The 18,573-nt window shown below is 73.5% G+C and carries 15 protein-coding genes and 1 pseudogene; 9 read left to right on the forward strand and 7 right to left on the reverse strand.

From position 1 onward, the window contains the following. The 6 genes and pseudogenes from AB0F18_RS09100 to AB0F18_RS09125 all read left to right on the forward strand — a co-directional run. A pseudogene (locus AB0F18_RS09100) lies at positions 1–246 on the forward strand (sensor histidine kinase); the annotation flags it as partial. Then, positions 246–695 (forward strand): roadblock/LC7 domain-containing protein, encoded by a 450-nt coding sequence (locus tag AB0F18_RS09105; RefSeq protein ID WP_362056544.1) that lies wholly within the window; start codon positions 246–248, stop codon positions 693–695. The pseudogene AB0F18_RS09100 and the gene AB0F18_RS09105, both read left to right, overlap by 1 nt. Next, positions 692–1,183, forward strand: coding sequence for a DUF742 domain-containing protein (locus AB0F18_RS09110; RefSeq protein ID WP_362056546.1), 492 nt, complete (start codon positions 692–694; stop codon positions 1,181–1,183). The genes AB0F18_RS09105 and AB0F18_RS09110 overlap by 4 nt, the downstream gene beginning before the upstream one ends. Beyond that, entirely contained in the window at positions 1,183–1,827 is a 645-nt protein-coding gene (locus AB0F18_RS09115; RefSeq protein ID WP_362056548.1) for an ATP/GTP-binding protein, read from the forward strand. The genes AB0F18_RS09110 and AB0F18_RS09115 overlap by 1 nt, the downstream gene beginning before the upstream one ends. A 288-nt stretch (positions 1,828–2,115) precedes the next feature. Beyond that, positions 2,116–2,514, forward strand: coding sequence for a roadblock/LC7 domain-containing protein (locus AB0F18_RS09120; RefSeq protein WP_042809302.1), 399 nt, complete (start codon positions 2,116–2,118; stop codon positions 2,512–2,514). A 117-nt stretch (positions 2,515–2,631) separates the two neighbouring features. Further along, on the forward strand, positions 2,632–3,459 hold the full coding sequence (locus AB0F18_RS09125; RefSeq protein ID WP_362056550.1) for a DUF6397 family protein: 828 nt from the start codon (positions 2,632–2,634) through the stop codon (positions 3,457–3,459). On the opposite strand, the gene AB0F18_RS09130 is transcribed toward AB0F18_RS09125, so the two are convergent. From AB0F18_RS09130 to AB0F18_RS09140, 3 genes are all read right to left on the reverse strand, one after another. Beyond that, positions 3,423–3,824, reverse strand: coding sequence for a YchJ family metal-binding protein (locus tag AB0F18_RS09130; protein WP_362056552.1), 402 nt, complete (start codon positions 3,822–3,824; stop codon positions 3,423–3,425). The two genes, AB0F18_RS09125 and AB0F18_RS09130, sit on opposite strands and share 37 nt — an antisense overlap. A 75-nt stretch (positions 3,825–3,899) precedes the next feature. After that, positions 3,900–4,802, reverse strand: a complete 903-nt coding sequence (locus tag AB0F18_RS09135; RefSeq protein ID WP_362056554.1) for an acyl-CoA thioesterase II — start codon at positions 4,800–4,802, stop codon at positions 3,900–3,902. Between the two features lie 82 nt (positions 4,803–4,884). After that, the gene (locus tag AB0F18_RS09140; protein WP_362056556.1) at positions 4,885–7,398 is read right to left on the reverse strand and encodes a DUF3516 domain-containing protein; all 2,514 of its coding nucleotides are present in this window, start codon (positions 7,396–7,398) and stop codon (positions 4,885–4,887) included. A gap of 145 nt (positions 7,399–7,543) precedes the next feature. Between AB0F18_RS09140 and AB0F18_RS09145 the strand changes: the two genes are divergently transcribed. Then, a complete protein-coding gene (locus AB0F18_RS09145; protein WP_362056558.1) occupies positions 7,544–8,335 on the forward strand; it encodes a metal-dependent hydrolase in 792 nt (263 codons plus the stop codon). A 59-nt stretch (positions 8,336–8,394) separates the two neighbouring features. On the opposite strand, the gene AB0F18_RS09150 is transcribed toward AB0F18_RS09145, so the two are convergent. The 4 genes from AB0F18_RS09150 to AB0F18_RS09165 all read right to left on the reverse strand — a co-directional run bounded on the left by AB0F18_RS09150 (position 8,395) and on the right by AB0F18_RS09165 (position 15,585). Then, complete coding sequence (locus tag AB0F18_RS09150; protein ID WP_362056560.1) at positions 8,395–10,176, reverse strand: ABC transporter ATP-binding protein; 1,782 nt, start codon at positions 10,174–10,176, stop codon at positions 8,395–8,397. Next, the gene (locus tag AB0F18_RS09155; RefSeq protein ID WP_362056562.1) at positions 10,173–12,023 is read right to left on the reverse strand and encodes an ABC transporter ATP-binding protein; all 1,851 of its coding nucleotides are present in this window, start codon (positions 12,021–12,023) and stop codon (positions 10,173–10,175) included. Before AB0F18_RS09155 ends, AB0F18_RS09150 begins: the two co-directional genes overlap by 4 nt. A 75-nt stretch (positions 12,024–12,098) precedes the next feature. After that, positions 12,099–15,035: an FAD-binding and (Fe-S)-binding domain-containing protein gene (locus AB0F18_RS09160; RefSeq protein WP_362056564.1), complete on the reverse strand. Its 2,937-nt coding sequence runs from the start codon at positions 15,033–15,035 to the stop codon at positions 12,099–12,101. A 79-nt stretch (positions 15,036–15,114) separates the two neighbouring features. Next, positions 15,115–15,585 (reverse strand): MarR family transcriptional regulator, encoded by a 471-nt coding sequence (locus tag AB0F18_RS09165; protein WP_362056566.1) that lies wholly within the window; start codon positions 15,583–15,585, stop codon positions 15,115–15,117. 85 nt (positions 15,586–15,670) lie between these two features. Here AB0F18_RS09165 and AB0F18_RS09170 point away from each other — a divergent pair, with 85 nt between their 5' ends. Continuing rightward, a complete protein-coding gene (locus AB0F18_RS09170) occupies positions 15,671–17,548 on the forward strand; it encodes an ABC transporter ATP-binding protein (RefSeq protein WP_362056568.1) in 1,878 nt (625 codons plus the stop codon). A 62-nt stretch (positions 17,549–17,610) separates the two neighbouring features. Then, positions 17,611–18,531 carry an endolytic transglycosylase MltG gene (gene mltG, locus AB0F18_RS09175; RefSeq protein WP_362056570.1) on the forward strand — a complete coding sequence of 307 codons (921 nt, stop codon included), beginning with the start codon at positions 17,611–17,613 and terminating at the stop codon, positions 18,529–18,531. The last annotated feature ends 42 nt before the right edge of the window (positions 18,532–18,573 follow it).

The following is an 18,573-nucleotide window of genomic DNA, read 5'->3' on the forward strand; positions in this document are numbered from 1 at the left end:
GCCGGGCCCGCACCCGGGCCCGCCGCCTCGGTGACCGAACTCCCGCGCCGGGTGCGCCAGGCCAGCCTGGTCCCGCAGCTGCGCGAGGCCCCCGTCGAGAAGGCCCCGGCCGGGGCACGGCGCCCCGAGGAGCCTCTCGGCCGCAGCCCGGAACAGGCCCGGGACCGGATGGCCGCCTACCGGGACGGCTGGGCGCGCGGCTCCCGGGACGACTCCCCCCACGCAGGCAGTGAAGGAGAAGGATGATGATCGAACACCACAGGACCGCCGCCCTCGACGGCGCCCGCCGGACCGGTGAACCGGACTGGCTGCTCGACGAACTGGTGATGCGGGTCCGCGAGGTCCGGCACGCGGTGGTGCTGTCCAACGACGGGCTCGCGGTCGGCTCCTCCAGCGGGCTGGGCCGTGAGGACGCCGAGCACCTGGCCGCGGTGGCCTCCGGATTCCACAGCCTCGCCAAGGGCGCGGGCCGGCACTTCCACGCCGGGGGCGTGCGCCAGACGCTGGTGGAGATGGACGAGGGGTTCCTCTTCGTCGCGGCGGCCGGGGACGGCTCCTGCCTCGCCGTCCTCAGCACGGCCGGAGCGGACATCGGCCTGATCGCGTACGAGATGGCCCGGCTGGTCAAGCGGGTCGGCGAGCACCTGTACACCCCGCCCCGGTTCGCGGCGCACCACCCGCCGGCCGCCGGATGAGAGCGGCGGCCCGGCCCGCGGACGGCCGGCACGACAGCCTTGCGGACGGCCGGCACGACGGCCGTGCGGACGCTCTTGCGGACGGTGGCCGTGCGGACGGTGGCCCGGAGGACGGCCGGTGGTACGACGCCGACGCCGGCCCGCTCGTCCGCCCGTACGCCATGACCGGGGGGCGGACGAAACCGGGACCCCACGGGGTCCGCTTCGACCTCATCGCCCTGGTCGTCGTCGACCCCGGCGCCGGCGGGGCGGGGGACGAGGCGCTGCTGGGTCCCGAACACCGGGCCCTGCTCGGGCTCTGCCGTTCCGAGACCCAGTCGGTCGCGGAGCTCGCGGCCGAGGCCGACCTTCCGGTGGGTGTGGTGCGGGTGCTGCTGGGGGACCTGCTGGAGGCGGGGCACGTCAGGGTCAGCCGCCCGGTACCGCCCGCCCAGCTGCCGGACGAGCGGATTCTGCGGGAAGTCATCGAGGGATTGCGAGCGCTGTGATGGGACTGCACGACAACGGGCCGGCGGAGACGGGGGGCCCGGGGAGCGACGAGGAGCTGGCCGCCCTCGCGCTGAAGATCCTGGTGGCCGGCGGGTTCGGGGTGGGCAAGACGACGCTGGTCGGAGCGGTCAGCGAGATCCGTCCGCTGCGGACGGAGGAGCTGCTGAGCGAGGCGGGCGAACTGGTCGACGACACCGGCGGGGTGGACCGGAAGACCACGACCACCGTGGCCATGGACTTCGGGCGGATCACCATCAGGGCCGGGCTGTCGCTGTACCTGTTCGGGACGCCCGGCCAGGACCGCTTCTGGTTCCTGTGGGACGAGCTCTCCCAGGGCGCGCTCGGGGCGGTGGTGCTCGCCGACACCCGGCGGCTGGAGGACTGCTTTCCGGCGGTCGACTACTTCGAGCACCGGCGGATCCCCTTCGTGGTCGCCGTCAACTGCTTCACCGACCCCCGGCGTTACGGGGCGAACGAGGTGTCGCGGGCACTGGACCTGGAACAGGGGACGCCGGTGGTGCTGTGCGACGCGCGGGACAAGGACTCGGGGAAGGAGGTGCTGATCAGGCTGGTCGAGTACGCGGGGCGGGTGCACACCGCCCGGCTGCTGGAGTCGGTGGGCCCCCAGGCGGGTTCGGTGTGAGGGTCCGGATTCCGCCTCTTGACGGTGTTCCCGCCGGTGTCGGGCACGGAGGAACCGGCGTCGGGAACGAACCGGATGGGCGATGTGCGGGCTTCCGTCCTCGCGGACCGTGGACGGCTGCGCGGCGCGGGCGGAGCGGGAGACGACGCCCGCCATTCCTCTTGAGTCATCTTCCGTGCCAGGCGTCCCTGCTCCTTGCCGGAAAGCCCCTGGTGGGGAAGGCTTGCGGCACGACCACGCGGGGAGGGGCGCGGCCACGTCGGCCGGGTCAACGGGGAGGGGCTGGAAATGGCACTGGACAAGCAGCTCGACTGGTTGCTGGACGACTTGACGCGGAGGGTCCCGCAGGTCCGCCACGCGGTGGTGCTGTCGAACGACGGGCTGGTGACGGCGGCGAGCGCGGGGCTGGCCCGGGAGGACGCCGAGCACCTCGCCGCCGTGGCGGCGGGGTTGCAGAGCCTGGCGAAGGGCTCCGGGCGGCACTTCAGGGCGGGTGAGGTGCGCCAGACGATGGTCGAGTACGACGAGGGCTTCCTCTTCGTCGTGGCGGCGGGCTCGGGCAGCAGCCTGTGCGCGCTGAGCGCCGCCGAGGCGGACATCGTGCAGGTCGCGTACGAGATGACGCTGCTGGTCAACCGGGTGGGAGAGCACCTGGGCGTCGCGGAGCGGCGGATCACCGGGGGGTGAGCGGGCGGCGGTCCGGGAGGGTTTTCCACAGGCCGCCCACGGTGTCGTAGCGCTGAGTTACGGTCTTCACACAGAGTGATCGCCATGGGTGGTCGCCAGTCGTGGGGGAGGATCGTGATGAAGGTGGAACTGATCGAGCGCGCGCCCGTCGGGGCGGCTCTACGGGCGGACGCGCGGCGGCCGCAGGCCCTGCTCGGCGGGGCCCGGGCTGCAGCTGAACTGGGCCTGGCGAGGGGCGAGTTCGCCCGGGCCGTCCAGCTGGGCCTGGTGCGCCGGGGCTCCCGGGCGGCGGGCGGCGCCGCCCGGTTCACGCGGGCCGAGCTGGAGCGCGTCAAGGCGGCGCCGGGGTTCCCGGAGGCGCTGCGGGAGCAGGTCGAGACGGTGGCCGGCGCGGACCACGGGGCGCGGGTGCTGGGCACCGGCCCGAGCCGGTTCACCCGCCTCGCCCGCTGCGGGCACCTCGTTCCCGTCGGCTACCGGGTCAACCGCTACCGGGCCCTCGTCTGGCTCTATCTGGCGGCGGAGCTACGGGAGTTCGCCGCCCGGGAGCCGGCGATGCTGAGCGGGGCCGCGCCCCCTCAGGACCGGGAGCTGATGGCGGCCGGGGCGGACCTTCGGCCGCGCAAGTGGCGGGAGCGGCATGTGGGACTGCTGCTGAGATGGACCGCCGACCCCTGGGAGCGGGCGGCCGTGCTGGCCGGCGTGCTCCCCGAGGCGGAGGTGCTGGCCGCCGTCCCCGACCCGGCGGAGCGGATCGTGCTCGCCGCGCTCGCGCCGCCCCCGCCCTACGGCCACCCGCAGGTCCCGGCGGCCGCCGCGGTGGCAGGCGGGCTGCTGCTGGCGGAGCCGCCGGAGGAGGTCGCCCGGTACCGCGCCAGCCTGGAGTTCGCCCTGACTGGGGCTCGGGGTCAGTCGAACTCGACGGGGGAGAGGGGGCCGACGTAGACCCAGGCGCCGCCCTCCCGGGAGAAGGCGCTGTGCTCGTGCAGGGAGCCCCTGTGCCCGCCCTCGCGGTAGTGGGCGCGGAATTCCACCGACCCCTCGGTCTCGAAGATCCCGCCGCGCTCGGTGGCGAGGATCTCCAGCCGCTCCCAGCGCTGGTCCGGGTCGAGGTCGAGCCGGCCCGGCCGGGTCGAGGGGTGCCAGGACCGCATCAGGTAGGCGGTGTCGCCGACCGCGAAGGCGCTGAAGCGGGAGCGCATCAGCAGCTCGGCGGTGGGTGCCTGCTGGGCGCCGGAGTGGAAGCGGCCGCAGCAGGCCGGGTAGGCGGCGGGCAGCCCGCAGGGGCAGGGGAGGGCCGGGGTGGTCATGGGTGCGCTCAGTTCTCGGGACGGACGGGGTGAGGAGGGGTGGGAGGGGCCGGCTCCGCCGGGGGCGGGCGGGGTCTACTGCGGGGACACGGCCGGCCTGGCCTTCTCGGCCGGGTACGGGCGGAAGAGGCCTTCCTGGACCACGGAGACCAGCAACCTGCCCTCCAGGTCGTAGATGCGGCCGCGGGCCAGGCCCCGGCCGCCGTGGGCGATGGGCGCCTCCTGGTCGTACAGGAACCACTCGTCCGCCCGGAACGGCCGGTGGAACCACATGGCGTGGTCGAGCGAGGCCATGTCGAAACCGCGCATGCCCCACAACGGCTCCACGGGGATGCGCACGGCGTCGAGGAGGGTCATGTCACTGGCGTAGGTGAGGGCGCAGGTGTGCACGAGCGGGTCGTCGCCCAGCGGGCCGACCGCCCGCATCCACACCGCGCTGCGGGGGTCGGCGTCCTTGAGCTCCTCGGGAGTCCAGCGGAGCCGGTCCACGTACCGGATGTCGAAGGGCTGGCGGCGGGCCATCCGCTCCAGGGCCTCGGGCAGCGCGCCCAGGTGCTCGCGGATCTCGTCCACGACCTTCGGGAGCGAGTCCGGGTGAGGGAAGTCGAGGCGGGGAGGCAGCTGGTGCTCGATGCTGCCCTCCTCCGGGTGATGGAAGGAGGCGGTCAGGTTGAAGATGGTCTTGCCCTGCTGGACGGCGGTGACCCGGCGCGTGGTGAAGGAGCGCCCGTCCCGCACCCGTTCCACCTGGTACACGATCGGGACCCCGGGGATCCCCGGGCGCAGGAAGTACGCGTGGAGGGAGTGGACCGGGCGGTCGCTCTCGGTGGTCCGGCCGGCCGCCACCAGGGCCTGGCCGGCGACCTGCCCGCCGAACACCCGCTGGAGGGACTCCTGGGGGCTGGCCCCCCGGAAGATGTTGACCTCGATCTGCTCCAGGTCGAGCAGGTCGACCAGTCTCTCGGCGGGGTTCGTCATCACGGGCTCTCCACTGTCGTGTCCGGCGGATCCGGCGGCCCGGGCGGGTCCGCCCGGGCCGGTGGTGGCTTGCTGGGGCAGGTCAGAGCTCGCCGACCGAGGTGACCCGGATGACGGCCCGGCCCTCCTCGTCGGACGCGGCGAGGTCGACCTCGGCGCTGATGCCCCAGCCATGGTCGCCGTTCGGGTCGGCGAAGGTCTGGCGGACGCGCCACAGGCCGTGCGCCGGGTCTTCCTCGATCTGCAGGAGCTTGGGGCCGCGGGCGTCGGGGCCGGTGCCCAGGTCCTCGTACTCGTCCCAGTACCCGTCCATGGCCTCGCCCCAGGCGTCGGCGTCCCAGCCGGAGCCGGCGTCCAGCTCGCCCAGCTCGTCGACCCGGTCCAGGGCCGCCAGCTCGACCCTCCGGAACATCGCGTTGCGGACCAGCACGCGGAAGGCGCGCGCGTTGGCCGTGACCGGCTTGACCTGGTCGGCCTTCTCCTGGGCCTGCTCCGCCGTCTCCACCTCCGGGTTCGCCAGCTGCTCCCACTCGTCGAGCAGGCTGGAGTCGACCTGGCGGACCAGCTCGCCCAGCCAGGCGATCAGGTCCTCCAGGTCCTCGGACTTCAGGTCGTCGGGGATGGTGTGGTCGAGGGCCTTGTAGGCGCTCGCCAGGTAGCGCAGCACGATGCCCTCGGTGCGGGCCAGCTCGTAGAAGGAGGTGAACTCGGTGAAGGTCATCGCCCGCTCGTACATGTCGCGGATGATCGACTTCGGGGAGACGGGGTGGTCGCGGACCCACGGGTGGCTCTTGCTGTACACGTCGTAGGCGTGGACCAGCAGCTCTTCCAGGGGCTTGGGGTACGTGACCTCCTGGAGCCGCTCCATCCGCTCCTCGTACTCGATCCCGTCGGCCTTCATCGCGCCGACCGCGATGCCGCGCTCCTTGTTCTGCTGGGCCGCCAGGATCTGGCGCGGGTCGTCCAGCGTGGACTCGACGACCGAGACCATGTCCAGGGCGTAGGAGGGGGACTCCGGGTCCAGCAGGTCGAAGGAGGCCAGCGCGAAGGTGGACAGCGGCTGGTTCAGCGCGAAGTCCTGCTGGAGGTCGACGGTGAGCCGGATGGTGCGGCCCTCGGCGTCCGGGGTGTCGAGCTTCTCCACGACGCCGCCGTCCAGCAGCGACCGGTAGATGGCGATGGCCCGCCGGATGTGCCGCAGCTGGGCCTTGCGCGGCTCGTGGTTGTCCTCCAGGAGGCTGCGCATCGCCCGGAAGGCGTCGCCCGGGCGGGCGATCACCGACAGCAGCATGATGTTGGTGACCTTGAAGCGGGAGGTCAGCGGCTCCGGGTCGGCGGCGATCAGCTTCTCGAAGGTGCTGTCCGACCAGGCGACGAAGCCCTCCGGAGCCTTCTTGCGCACCACCTTGCGGCGCTTCTTCGGGTCGTCACCGGCCTTCGCGAGGGCCTTCTCGTTCTCGATGACGTGCTCGGGCGCCTGCGCGACCACGAACCCGGCCGTGTCGAAGCCCGCGCGGCCCGCGCGGCCGGCGATCTGGTGGAACTCACGGGCGCGCAGCGTGCGGACGCGGTTGCCGTCGTACTTGGTGAGCGCGGTGAACAGCACCGTGCGGATCGGGACGTTGACGCCCACGCCGAGGGTGTCGGTACCGCAGATGACCTTCAGCAGACCGGCCTGGGCCAGCTTCTCGACCAGGCGCCGGTACTTGGGCAGCATGCCCGCGTGGTGCACGCCGATCCCGTGGCGGACGTAGCGCGAGAGGTTCTGGCCGAACTTCGTGGTGAAGCGGAAGTTGCCGATCAGCTCCGCGATCTTGTCCTTCTCCTCGCGGGTGCACATGTTGATGCTCATCAGCGACTGCGCCCGCTCGACCGCCTGGGCCTGGGTGAAGTGCACGATGTAGACCGGCGCCTGCCGGGTCTCCAGCAGCTCGGTGATGGTGTCGGTGATCGGCGTGGTCACGTACTCGTACGAGAGCGGCACGGGCCGCGTCGCGGAGCGGACCACCGAGGTCGGGCGGCCGGTGCGCCGCGTCAGGTCCTCCTCGAACCGCTTCACGTCGCCGAGCGTCGCCGACATCAGGACGAACTGCGCCTGCGGCAGCTCCAGCAGCGGGATCTGCCAGGCCCAGCCACGGTCCGGCTCCGCGTAGAAGTGGAACTCGTCCATCACGACCTGGCCGATGTCGGCGTACTTTCCGTCGCGCAGGGCGATGGAGGCCAGCACCTCGGCGGTGCAGCAGATCACCGGGGCGTCCGCGTTCACGGAGGCGTCGCCGGTCAGCATGCCGACGTTCTCGGTGCCGAAGAGCTTGCACAGGTCGAAGAACTTCTCCGACACCAGCGCCTTGATCGGGGCGGTGTAGAAGGTGACCTTGTCCTGGGCCAGCGCGGTGAAGTGGGCGCCCGCCGCGACGAGGCTCTTGCCCGAGCCGGTCGGGGTCGACAGGATGACGTTCGCGCCGGAGACGACCTCGATCAGCGCCTCCTCCTGCGCCGGGTACAGGGTGATGCCCTGGTCCTCCGCCCACGAGGAGAAAGCCTCGAAGAGGGCGTCGGGGTCGGCGGTCGGCGGGAGCTGATCAATGAGGGTCACGCCCCCCATCTTGCCTGGCTTCCCGCCGGAAGAGGGAACCGGCGGACGGAAAGAAGATCATCGCGGGTACGCTGGGCCGTCGAGGCGGCCCGACAGAACCCAGCGACGGGGCCCCACCACGACAGGACCGGGGCGGGAAACGAGCATGATGGGTCCGGCGCATTCGCTGTCCGGAGCGGCGGCCTGGCTGGGGGTGGGCGCCGCGACCGCGGCCGCCGGACACCCGATGCCCTGGCCCGTACTGGTCGTCGGCGCCCTGATCTGCGCCGGAGCGGCCCTCGCCCCCGACCTCGACCACAAGTCGGCGACGATCTCCCGTGCCTTCGGGCCGCTGTCCCGCGGCCTGTGCGAGGTGGTCGACAAGATCTCCTACGCCGTCTACAAGGCCACCCGCTCACCGCGCGACGCCCGCCGCAGCGGGGGCCACCGCACCCTGACCCACACCTGGCTGTGGGCGGTCCTCATAGGCGCGGGCTCCTCCGCGCTCGCGGTGAGCTTCGACCGCTGGGGGGTGCTGGCGCTCCTCTTCGTCCATCTGGTGCTGGCCGTCGAGGGTCTGCTGTGGCGGGCGGCGCGGATGTCCAGCGACGTCCTGGTCTGGCTGCTCGGCGCGACCAGCGCCTGGATCCTGGCCGGGGTGCTCGACGAGCCGGGCAATGGCGCCGGCTGGCTGTTCACCGGCCCCGGCCAGGAGTACCTCTGGCTCGGCCTGCCCATCCTGCTCGGCGCCCTCGTCCACGACATCGGGGACGCGCTGACCGTGTCCGGCTGCCCGATCCTGTGGCCCCTGCCGATCAAGGGGAAGCGCTGGTACGCGGTCGGCCCGCCCAAGGCGATGCGCTTCCGCGCGGGCAGCTGGGTGGAGCTCAAGGTCCTCATGCCGGTGTTCATGCTCCTGGGCGGCGTCGGCGGAGCCTCGGCGCTCGGCTTCATCTGACCGGAGCGCCCTGCGGCCACCGGCCGCGCCGGGCGGGCCACCGCCCGGCGCCCCGGACGTCACCCGTGCCAGGACCGCCACAGGGCCGCGTACGCCCCGTCCGCCGCCACCAGCTCCTCGTGCGAGCCGATCTCGCTGATCCGGCCGCCCTCGACCACCGCGATCACGTCCGCGTCGTGCGCGGTGTGCAGCCGGTGGGCGATCGCGATGACCGTACGGCCGTCCAGCACCCGCGCCAGCGACCGCTCCAGGTGCCGGGCCGCCCGCGGATCCAGCAGCGACGTCGCCTCGTCCAGCACCAGCGTGTGCGGGTCCGCCAGTACCAGACGGGCCAGCGCGATCTGCTGCGCCTGCGCCGGAGTCAGCGTGCTGCCGCCCGAGCCCACCTCGGTGTCCAGCCCCGCCTCCAGGGCCCGCGCCCAGCCGTCGGCGTCCACCGCGCCCAGCGCCGCCCACAGTTCGGCGTCCTCGGCGCCCGTCCGGGCCAGCCGCAGGTTGTCCCGCAGGGAGCCCACGAACACGTGGTGTTCCTGGTTGACCAGCGCCACGTGCTCGCGCACCCGTTCCGCCGGCATCCGCGACAGCCGCGCCCCGCCGAGCGTGACCTCACCGGTCCGCGGCGCGTAGACGCCCGCCAGCAGCCGGCCCAGGGTGGACTTGCCCGCGCCCGAAGGCCCGACCAGCGCCATCCGGGTGCCCGGCGGCACGGACATCGACACCCGGTGCAGGACGTCCACGCCCTCCCGGTAGCCGAACCGGACCTCGTCCGCCCGGACGTCCCGGCCCTCCGGGGCCACCGCGCGGTCACCCGCGTCCGGCTCGATCTCGTGCACCCCGACCAGCCGCGCCAGGGACACCTGGGCGACCTGGAGCTCGTCGTACCAGCGCAGGATCAGACCGATCGGGTCGACCATCATCTGCGCCAGCAGCGCGCCCGTGGTCAGCTGGCCCACCGACATCCAGCCGCGCAGCACGCAGTACCCGCCGATGACCAGCACCGCACCCAGGATGGTCACGTAGGTGACGTTGACGACCGGGAAGAGCACCGTCCGCAGGAACAGGGTGTAGCGCTCCCAGGCCGTCCACTCCCTGATCCGCCGCTCCGACAGCGCGATCCGGCGCCCGCCCAGGCGGTGCGCCTCGACCGTGCGCCCGGCGTCCACGGTCTCCGTCAGCACCGCCGCGACCGCCGCGTACCCGGCGGCCTCCGAGCGGTACGCCGAGGGGGCCCGCCGGAAGTACCAGCGGCAGCCGACGACCAGCACCGGCAGCGCCACCAGCGCGGCCAGCGCCAGCTGCGGCGCCGTGACCGCGAGCGCGCCGTACAGCAGCCCCGCCCAGACCACGCCGATCGCCAGCTGGGGCACCGCCTCGCGCATCGCGTTGGCCAGCCGGTCCACGTCGGTGGTGATCCGCGACAGCAGGTCACCGGTACCGGCCCGCTCCAGGACCCCCGGAGGCAGGCCCACCGAACGCACCAGGAAGTCCTCGCGCAGGTCGGCCAGCATCTCCTCGCCGAGCACCGCCCCGCGCAGCCGGACCAGCCGCACGAAGCAGGTCTGGACGGCGAGCGCCAGCGCGAACAGCAGTGCCACGCGCCCCAGATGCAGCTCGCGCGCCCCCGCCGCCAGTTCGTCCACGACCCGCCCCAGCAGGTACGGGCCCACCATGGAGGCGACCACCGCGACCGCGTTGACCGTCACCAGCGCCGTGAAGGCCCGCCGGTGCCGCCGCAGCAGGCCGCGCACATAGCCCCGTACGGTCGCCGACGTGCCCACGGGCAGGGTCGCGGCCGTCTCGGGGGCCGCCGGATCGTATTCCGGCGGCGCCACGCCGATCATGCGGATTCCTCGATCTCTGTGAGTTCCTCTGTGAGTTCCCCGGTGAGTCCGGCGAGTTCCCCGGCCCGCCGCTGTTCCTCGTCCGTCTCCCGGGTGACGACCGCCCGGTAGCGGGGCTCGTCGCGCAGCAGCCCGCGGTGGGTGCCCGCCGCCACGGCCCGGCCCCCGTCCACCAGGACGACCCGGTCGGCGCGGTCCAGCAGCAGCGGCGAGGACGCCAGCACCACGGTGGTGCGTCCGGTGCGCAGGGCGGCGATCCCGTCGGCGATCCGCGCCTCGGTGTGCGCGTCCACCGCCGAGGTCGGCTCGTCCAGCACCAGCACCTCCGGGTCGGTGACCAGGGACCGGGCCAGTGCCAGCCGCTGGCGCTGCCCGCCGGACAGGGACCGGCCGCGCTCGGTGATCCGGGCGTCCATCGCGTCGTCCACCCCCTCGGGAGCGGCCTGGAGCAGCGCGTCCAGGACGTCCCCGCACTGCGCCGCCGCCAGTGCCGCCGGGGCCGCGACGGCACCCGACGCCGGTACGTCGAACAGCTCGCGCAGGGTCCCGGACAGCAGTACCGGATCCTTGTCCTGTACGAGGACCAGCCCGCGCGCCGCGTCCAGCGCGAGGCCGTCCAGCGCGACCCCGCCGAGCAGCACCGACGGCGGGGCGCCGTCCGCGTCACCGGCGTGCACGGCGTGCCCGCCCAGCCGCTCCGCGAGCCGGCCCGCCAGGTCGGGGTCCCCGCACACGACCGCCGTGAACCGGCCGGCCGGGGCCAGCAGCCCCGTCGCGGGGTCGTACAGGTTCCCGCCCGGAGCCGGGACCTCCACCGCCTTCGCGGCGGCGGCCTGATCCGCCCCGTCGTCCGTCCGCGTCAGCGACAGCACCCGGGCCGCCCGCTGGGCGGAGGGCCGCGAGAAGGAGTACGCCATCGCGATCTCCTCGAAGTGCCGCAGCGGGTAGAGCATCGTGGCCACCGCGCTGAACGCGGCGACGAGCTCGCCGACCGCCAGCCGGCCGTCCAGCACGAGCACCGAGCCGTACCAGACCACGGTGACCAGCAGGGCGCCCGGCAGCAGTACCTGGATCGCGGAGATCAGCGCCCACATCCGGGCACTGTGCACCGCCGCCTTGCGGACCTCCTGCGAGGCGTCGCGGTAGCGGTCCAGGAACAGCTCCTCGCCGCCGATGCCGCGCAGCACCCGCAGGCCCGCCACGGTGTCGGAGGCCAGCTCGGTGGCCTTGCCCGCCTTCTCGCGCTGGACGTCCGCGCGCCGGGTGGCCCGCGGCAGAAGCGGCAGCACGGACAGCGCGAGCACGGGGACGCCCACCGCGACGACCACGCCGATCGAGGGCGCGTAGAACAGCAGGCCGACGCAGATGACGACGACGGAGAACGCGGCGGCGAGGAAGCGGGAGACCGCCTCGACGAACCAGCCGATCTTCTCCACGTCACCCGTCGACACGGCCACCACCTCGCCCGCCGCGACCCGGCGGGTCAGCGCGGAGCCCAGTTCGGCGGTCTTGCGGGCGAGCAGCTGCTGCACCCGCGCGGCGGCGGTGATCCAGTTGGTGACGGCGGTGCGGTGGAGCATGGCGTCGCCGACCGCGATGGCGGCGCCGACCAGCAGGAGCAGCCCGCCGACCAGCAGCAGCCGGCGGCCGTCGCGGTCGACGGCCGCCTCGACGCCCAGGCCCACCGCGTACGGCAGCCCGGCGACCCCGCAGAAGTGCAGCAGTCCCCAGGCCAGGCTGCGCAGCTGCCCGCCGAGTTGGCCCCGGCCCAGCCACCACAGGAAACGCGGACCTGAGCGGGCGTCGGGTACCCCGGGGTCCGGATACGGAAGGTCGCTGATCTGCATGACGCCCCAAAGACGGCTCGGTGAGTCCAAACCACGCAAGGTTCGCCTTCCGGACGCGTCCCGGGCAATCGATTTTCAGGGCCGGGTGGCGCGCTCCAGCGCGAGCAGGACCGACTGGTAGGCGCGGCCGGTGGCCCGTTCCATGCCCACCTCGCACATCCGGTTCGCCGACAGGTGCGCGTCGAAGTGCCGGGCTGTCACCTCCGCCGCCTCCCGCTCCGTCGCCGAGGCCGTCAGCTCCGGGTGCAGCATCCCCCGGTCGCCGGCGAAGGCGCAGCAGCCCGCGTCGTCCGGGACCACCACCTCGTCCGCGCAGGCGGCAGCCACCGTCCGCAGCTGCTCCTCGTCCCCCAAGTGCCGCATGGAGCAGGTGGGATGGAGGACCGCCGACCCGACCGTGCGCCGGATCTCCAGATGCGGCAGGAGTTCCTCCGCCGCCCAGACGACGGAGTCCACGATCCGCAGCTCCGCGTGCAGGGCCCGGTTGTCCTCGCTGAGGTACGGGACCACCTCGCGGGCGAGGCCCAGGGCGCAGGAGGAGGCGTCGACCACCAGCGGCAGCCGCCCTCCGGCCGTCCAGCCCCAGGCGGCCTCCGTGATCCGGTCGGCCATCAGCCGGTTCCCCGCCTCGTAGCCCTTGGAGTGCCAGATCGTCGCGCAGCAGGTGCCGTGCACGTCGCGCGGGATCCACACCGGCCGGCCCGCCCGCTCCGCAAGGGCCACCACGGCCTCCGGCAGGGAGGGCCCGGGGTCGTCCGCGGGACCGCCGAAGATCCGGTTGACGCAGGCCGGGTAGTACACGGCGGCCGCGCCCACCCGCCGGGTCGGGGGGAGCCCGCGCGCGGCGGCGCCGGGGATCTGCGGCAGCCACTCCGGCACCAGGCCGGGGCGTACGGCCCTGCGCGCGGCCCGGGTGACGGCGGCCGGCAGCCGGTCCCCGAACCGGCCGGCGACCTGGCCGGCGGTGGCCACGGCCAGCCGGGCGGCGGCCTCCACGGTACGGAACCGCCGGGCGGCCAGGGCAGCGGCGCGCTCCTCGCGCGGGCCGTGCCGCCGGTGGCGGAAGTCCCGCATCAACGCGCCGGTGTCGATGCCGACCGGACAGGCGAGCTTGCAGGCGGAGTCGCCGGCGCAGGTGTCGACGGCGTCGTACCCGTAGGCGTCGAGCAGCCCGTCGAGGACCGGGGAGCCGGGCTGCTGGCGCATCATCTCGCGGCGCAGCACGATCCGCTGGCGCGGAGTGGTCGTCAGGTCCTCGCTGGGGCAGACCGGTTCGCAGAACCCGCACTCGATGCACGGGTCGGCCGCGTCCTCCACCCGCGGGATCGTCTTCAATCCGCGCAGGTGGGCCCGCGGATCACGGTCGAGGAGGATCCGCGGGGCGAGGATGCCCTCCGGGTCGACCAGCCGCTTGGTGCGCCACATCAGGTCGGTGGCCCGGGGTCCCCACTCCAGCTCCAGGAAGGGGGCCATGTTGCGGCCGGTGGAGTGCTCGGCCTTCAGCGAGCCGTCGAACCGCTCCACCGTGAGCCGGCAGAAGGCCTCCATGAAGGCCGCGTACCGGTCCACGTCCGCGGGCCGGGCCGCGTCGAAGGCCAGCAGGAAGTGCAGGTTGCCGTGGGCCGCGTGCCCGGCGACGGCCGCGTCGAAGCCGTGCTCGGCCTGGAGGGACAGGAGCACCTCGCAGGCCTCGGCCAGCCGTGACGGCGGTACGGCGAAGTCCTCGGTGATCAGGGTGGTCCCGGGGGGCCTGGCCCCGCCGACGGCGGTGACGAAGGCCTTGCGGGCCTTCCAGTAGCCGGCGATGACGGCCGGGTCGGAGGTGAAGGCGTTGGTGACGGAGGCGACCGGCGCGACCAGCTCCAGCGAGGGCAGGACGGCGGCCGCCCGGCGCTCGTACTCGGCGCGCCCGGCGGCGTCCGGGGCGCGGAACTCCACCAGCAGCGCGGCCGTGTCCCTGGGCAGCCCGGCCCAGTCTGCGGGCACCCCCGCGACGCTGACCGAGGCGCGCAGGGTGTTGCCGTCCATCAGCTCCACGGCGAGGGCCCCGGCCTCGTTGAACAGGGGGACGGCGGCGGCCGCGGCGGGCAGGGACGGGAAGAACAGCAGCGCGCTGGTGAGCTCGCGGTCGAGGGGGAGGGTGTCGAAGACGACCTCGGCGATGAAACCCAGGGTGCCCTCCGAGCCGACCATCAGGCCGCGCAGGATCTCGACGGGGGTGGTGCCGTCCAGGTAGGCGTCGAGCCGGTAACCGGTGGTGTTCTTGATCTCGTACTTGGCGCGGATCCGTGCGACCAGCGCCGGGTCGGCCTCGATCTCCCGCTTGAGCTCCATCAGCCCCCGGCACAGGGCCGGTTCGGCGCGGGCCAGTTCCTCGTCGGCGAGCGGGTCGGCGGTGTCGACGACGGTGCCGGTCGGCAGGACCAGGGTGAGGGAGGACAGCGTGCGGTACGAGTTCCTCGTGGTGCCGGCCGTCATGCCGGAGGAGTTGTTCGCGACGACCCCGCCGAGGGTGCAGGCGACGGCGCTGGCCGGGTCGGGGCCGAGGATCCGGCCGTACCGGGCGAGGGCGGCGTTGGCCCGGAACACGGTGGTGCCGGGCCGGATGCGGGCGCGCCGGCCGTCGTCGAGGACCTCGACGCCCCGCCAGTGGCGGCGTACGTCGACCAGGATGTCCTCGCCCTGGGCCTGGCCGTTCAGCGAGGTCCCGGCGGCGCGGAAGACCACCTCGCGTTGGCGGCCGTGGGCGTACGAGAGGACGGCGGAGATGTCGTCGATGTCCTCGGCGATCACCACGACCTGGGGGACGAACCGGTACGGGGAGGCGTCGGTGGCGTAGCGGACCAGGTCGGAGACCTTCCAGAGCACCTTCTCGGCGCCGAGGAGGCCGGTCAGTTCCTCGCGCAGGGTCCGCGGGGTGCCGGAGGCCATCCGGTCCGGGACCCGGTCGGGGGCGGGGGCGCCGGGTTGGCGCGGGCGCAGGGCGCCCGGCTTCGGTTCGAGCAGCGGCATGTGCGACCCCTTGTCCGTCCGGGCGCCCGGCGTCCGGACGTCCGGCCCGCCGCCCGCGGCGCCCGTCCGAGGGACCGTTTCAGCAGCGGCGCTCCGCCGGGACGTCCGCGAGCGCGTTGAGCAGGCCGCCGAGCACCTCGCGCTGTTCGGCGGTCAACGGAGCCAGGATCTCCTCTGCCGCGTCGGTTCGCGCGTTGCGCAGACGGCGCAGCGTGGCGCGGCCGGTTTCGGTGAGCTCGATCCGGATCACGCGCCGGTTGGCGGGGTCGGGAGCGCGGCGCACGCAGCCGACCGCCTCCAGGCCGTCGACGAGGGTGGTCACGGCACGGGGCACGACTTCAAGACGCGTGGCCAGGTCGGCCATTCGGGGCGGCTGGCCCCCCGCGTAGTGCGCCACGATGCGCAGCAGCCGGCCCTGGGCCGGGGTGATCCCGAGCGGCTCCATGTGGCGCTTCTGGATGCGGTGGAGCCGGCGCGTGAGACGCAGCAGCTGCTCGGCGAGGACGCCGTCGGTCGAATCGCGGGTGTCGGTCTCGGAACCGGTACTCATACTGGGAACAGTAGCAGGACCAGATTCATTGTGAGTATAGGTAACAATGAGCTAGGCTCATCGGAGTCCCGGCGGAAGGAGGCCCATGCGCAGCGACGAACCGAAGTGGACCCCATCGAACGAAGCCCTCGACCCGAGCCGGCCGGCCCCCGCCGACCGGCCGCGCGAGCTGCGCCGCATCCTCGGCCTGTTCCGGCCCTACCGCGGCCGGCTCGCCGTCGTCGGGGCGCTGGTCGGCGCCTCCTCGCTGGTCGCCGTCGCCTCGCCGTTCCTGCTCAGGGAGATCCTCGACGTCGCGATCCCCCAGGGCCGGACCGGGCTGCTCAGCCTGCTGGCGCTCGGCATGATCCTCACGGCCGTCGTGAACAGCGTGTTCGGCGTACTCCAGACGCTGATCTCCACCACCGTCGGCCAGCGCGTCATGCACGACCTGCGCACGGCCGTCTACGCCCAGCTCCAGCGGATGCCGCTGGCTTTCTTCACCCGCACCCGGACCGGCGAGGTGCAGTCCCGCATAGCCAACGACATCGGCGGCATGCAGGCGACCGTCACCTCGACCGCGACCTCGCTCGTGTCGAACCTGACCGCCGTCGTCGCCTCCGTCGTCGCGATGCTCGCGCTCGACTGGCGGCTCACCCTCGTCTCCCTGCTCCTGCTGCCCCTCTTCGTGTGGATCAGCCGCCGCGTGGGCCGCGAGCGCAAGAGGATCACCACCAAGCGGCAGAAGCAGATGGCCGCGATGGCCGCCACCGTCACCGAGTCCCTCTCGGTCAGCGGCATCCTGCTCGGCCGCACCATGGGCCGCTCGGAGTCCCTCACCGCCGCCTTCGCGGAGGAGTCCGAGAAGCTGGTCGGCCTCGAAGTACGCTCCAGCATGGCCGGCCGCTGGCGGATGTCCACCATCGGCATCGTGATGGCGGCCATGCCGGCGCTCATCTACTGGGCCGCCGGCATAGCCCTGCAGACCGGTGCCCCCTCGCTCTCCGTCGGCACCCTCGTCGCCTTCGTCACCCTCCAGCAGGGGCTGTTCCGGCCCGCCGTGAGCCTGCTGTCGACCGGCGTGCAGATGCAGACCTCGCTCGCCCTCTTCGCCCGCATCTTCGAGTACCTCGACCTGCCGGTGGACATCACCGAGCGGGAGGACCCGGTCCGGCTGGGCCGCGCGAAGGGCGAGATCCGCCTGGAAGACGTGCACTTCGCGTACGAGGCCAAGACCGGGCCCACGCTCACGGGCATCGACATCACCGTCCCGGCGGGCGGCTCCCTCGCCGTGGTCGGCCCGACCGGCTCCGGCAAGAGCACGCTCAGCTACCTGGTGCCCCGGCTCTACGACGTCACCGGCGGCCGGGTCGCCCTCGACGGGGTCGACGTACGCGACCTGGACTTCGACTCGCTGGCCCGTTCCATCGGCGTGGTCTCCCAGGAGACCTACCTCTTCCACGCCTCGGTCGCCGACAACCTGCGTTTCGCCAAGCCGGACGCCACCGACGAGGAGATAGTCGAGGCGGCCCGCGCTGCGCAGATCCATGACCACATCGACTCCCTGCCCGACGGGTACGACACCCTGGTCGGCGAGCGCGGCTACCGCTTCTCCGGAGGCGAGAAGCAGCGCCTGGCCATCGCGCGCACCATCCTGCGCGACCCGCCGGTGCTCATCCTGGACGAGGCCACCAGCGCCCTGGACACCCGCACGGAGCACGCCGTGCAGCGGGCCATCGACAACCTCTCGCGGGGCCGCACCACCATCACCATCGCGCACCGCCTCTCCACCATCCGGGACGCCGACCAGATCGTGGTCCTGGATGCCGGCCGCATAGCCGAGCGCGGTACGCACGAGGAGCTGCTCGGGGCCGGCGGCCGTTACGCCGCACTGGTCCGCCGGGACCGGGACGCCGCGCAGACGCCGCCCGGGCGGGAGCCGGGCCGCGACACGGACGCCACACCGACTCCGGTGAACGTGTGATCGTATGACCGGGGCGGGGTGTGATGCCGGGAACCTGCCGATATGAGCGCTAGCGTGCCGGTATGCCTCATGCGTACCAGCCGCCGCAGCGCCGCTCCCGGCTCACCCGCCGAGGCCGCCTCGTGCTCCTGTTCGCCACACTGCTCGGGATCGGGGCGGCGGTCCTCGTCCCCCTGCTGCCCCGCACGGAAGCGCCCGAGAAGCCGCGCCAGCTGCTGATCCCCGAAGGATGGCGCGCCCCGCAGGTCTACGCGGCCATCGACCGGGAGCTGAAACTCCCCGCGGGCACCACCGCATCCTCCGTCGCCACGGCCGGCCTGGCCCTGCCGCCGGAGGCGAAGGGCAACCCGGAGGGCTACCTCTTCCCGGCGACGTACCCGGTGACCTCGAAGTCCACCCCGGCCGGCCTGCTCGCGACCATGGTCCGGACGGCCAACCAGAAGCTCGCCACCAAGGCGGTCGCCGACGGCGGCCGGGCACACGGCATGACCCCGTACCAGACGGCCACCCTGGCCAGCATCATCGAGGCGGAGGCCGACAACCCGGCCGACATGGGCAAGGTGGCCCGGGTGGTCCACAACCGGCTCGCGAAGTCGATGCCGCTCCAGATGGACTCCACCCTCAACTACGCGCTGAACCGCACCACCGTGGATACCAAGCTCAGCGACACCCGCATCGACCACCCGTTCAACACCTACGAGCGCCAGGGCCTGCCGCCCACGCCCATCGACAGCCCCGGCCTCCAGGCCATGGCGGCGGCGGTCGCGCCGTCCCCCGGCGACTGGCTGTTCTTCGTCACCGTGAAGCCCGGCGACACCCGCTTCTCGGCCGGCTACGAGGAACACAAGAAGCACGTGGCGGAGTTCAACCGGCTCCGCGCGGCGGCGACCGGCACGGCGGCCGCCACCCCGCCCGGTACGAGCGCCCGCGCCCAGGCCGGCCCGCCGCCCCGGGCCGCCACCCCGGCCGCCCGGCCGAAATAGCAGGCGTCCCAGCCGCTCCCCGCCCTACGATCGACGGTCCTG

It is taken from the genome of Streptomyces sp. NPDC029216 (assembly GCF_040648015.1).
Taxonomy (GTDB): domain Bacteria; phylum Actinomycetota; class Actinomycetes; order Streptomycetales; family Streptomycetaceae; genus Streptomyces.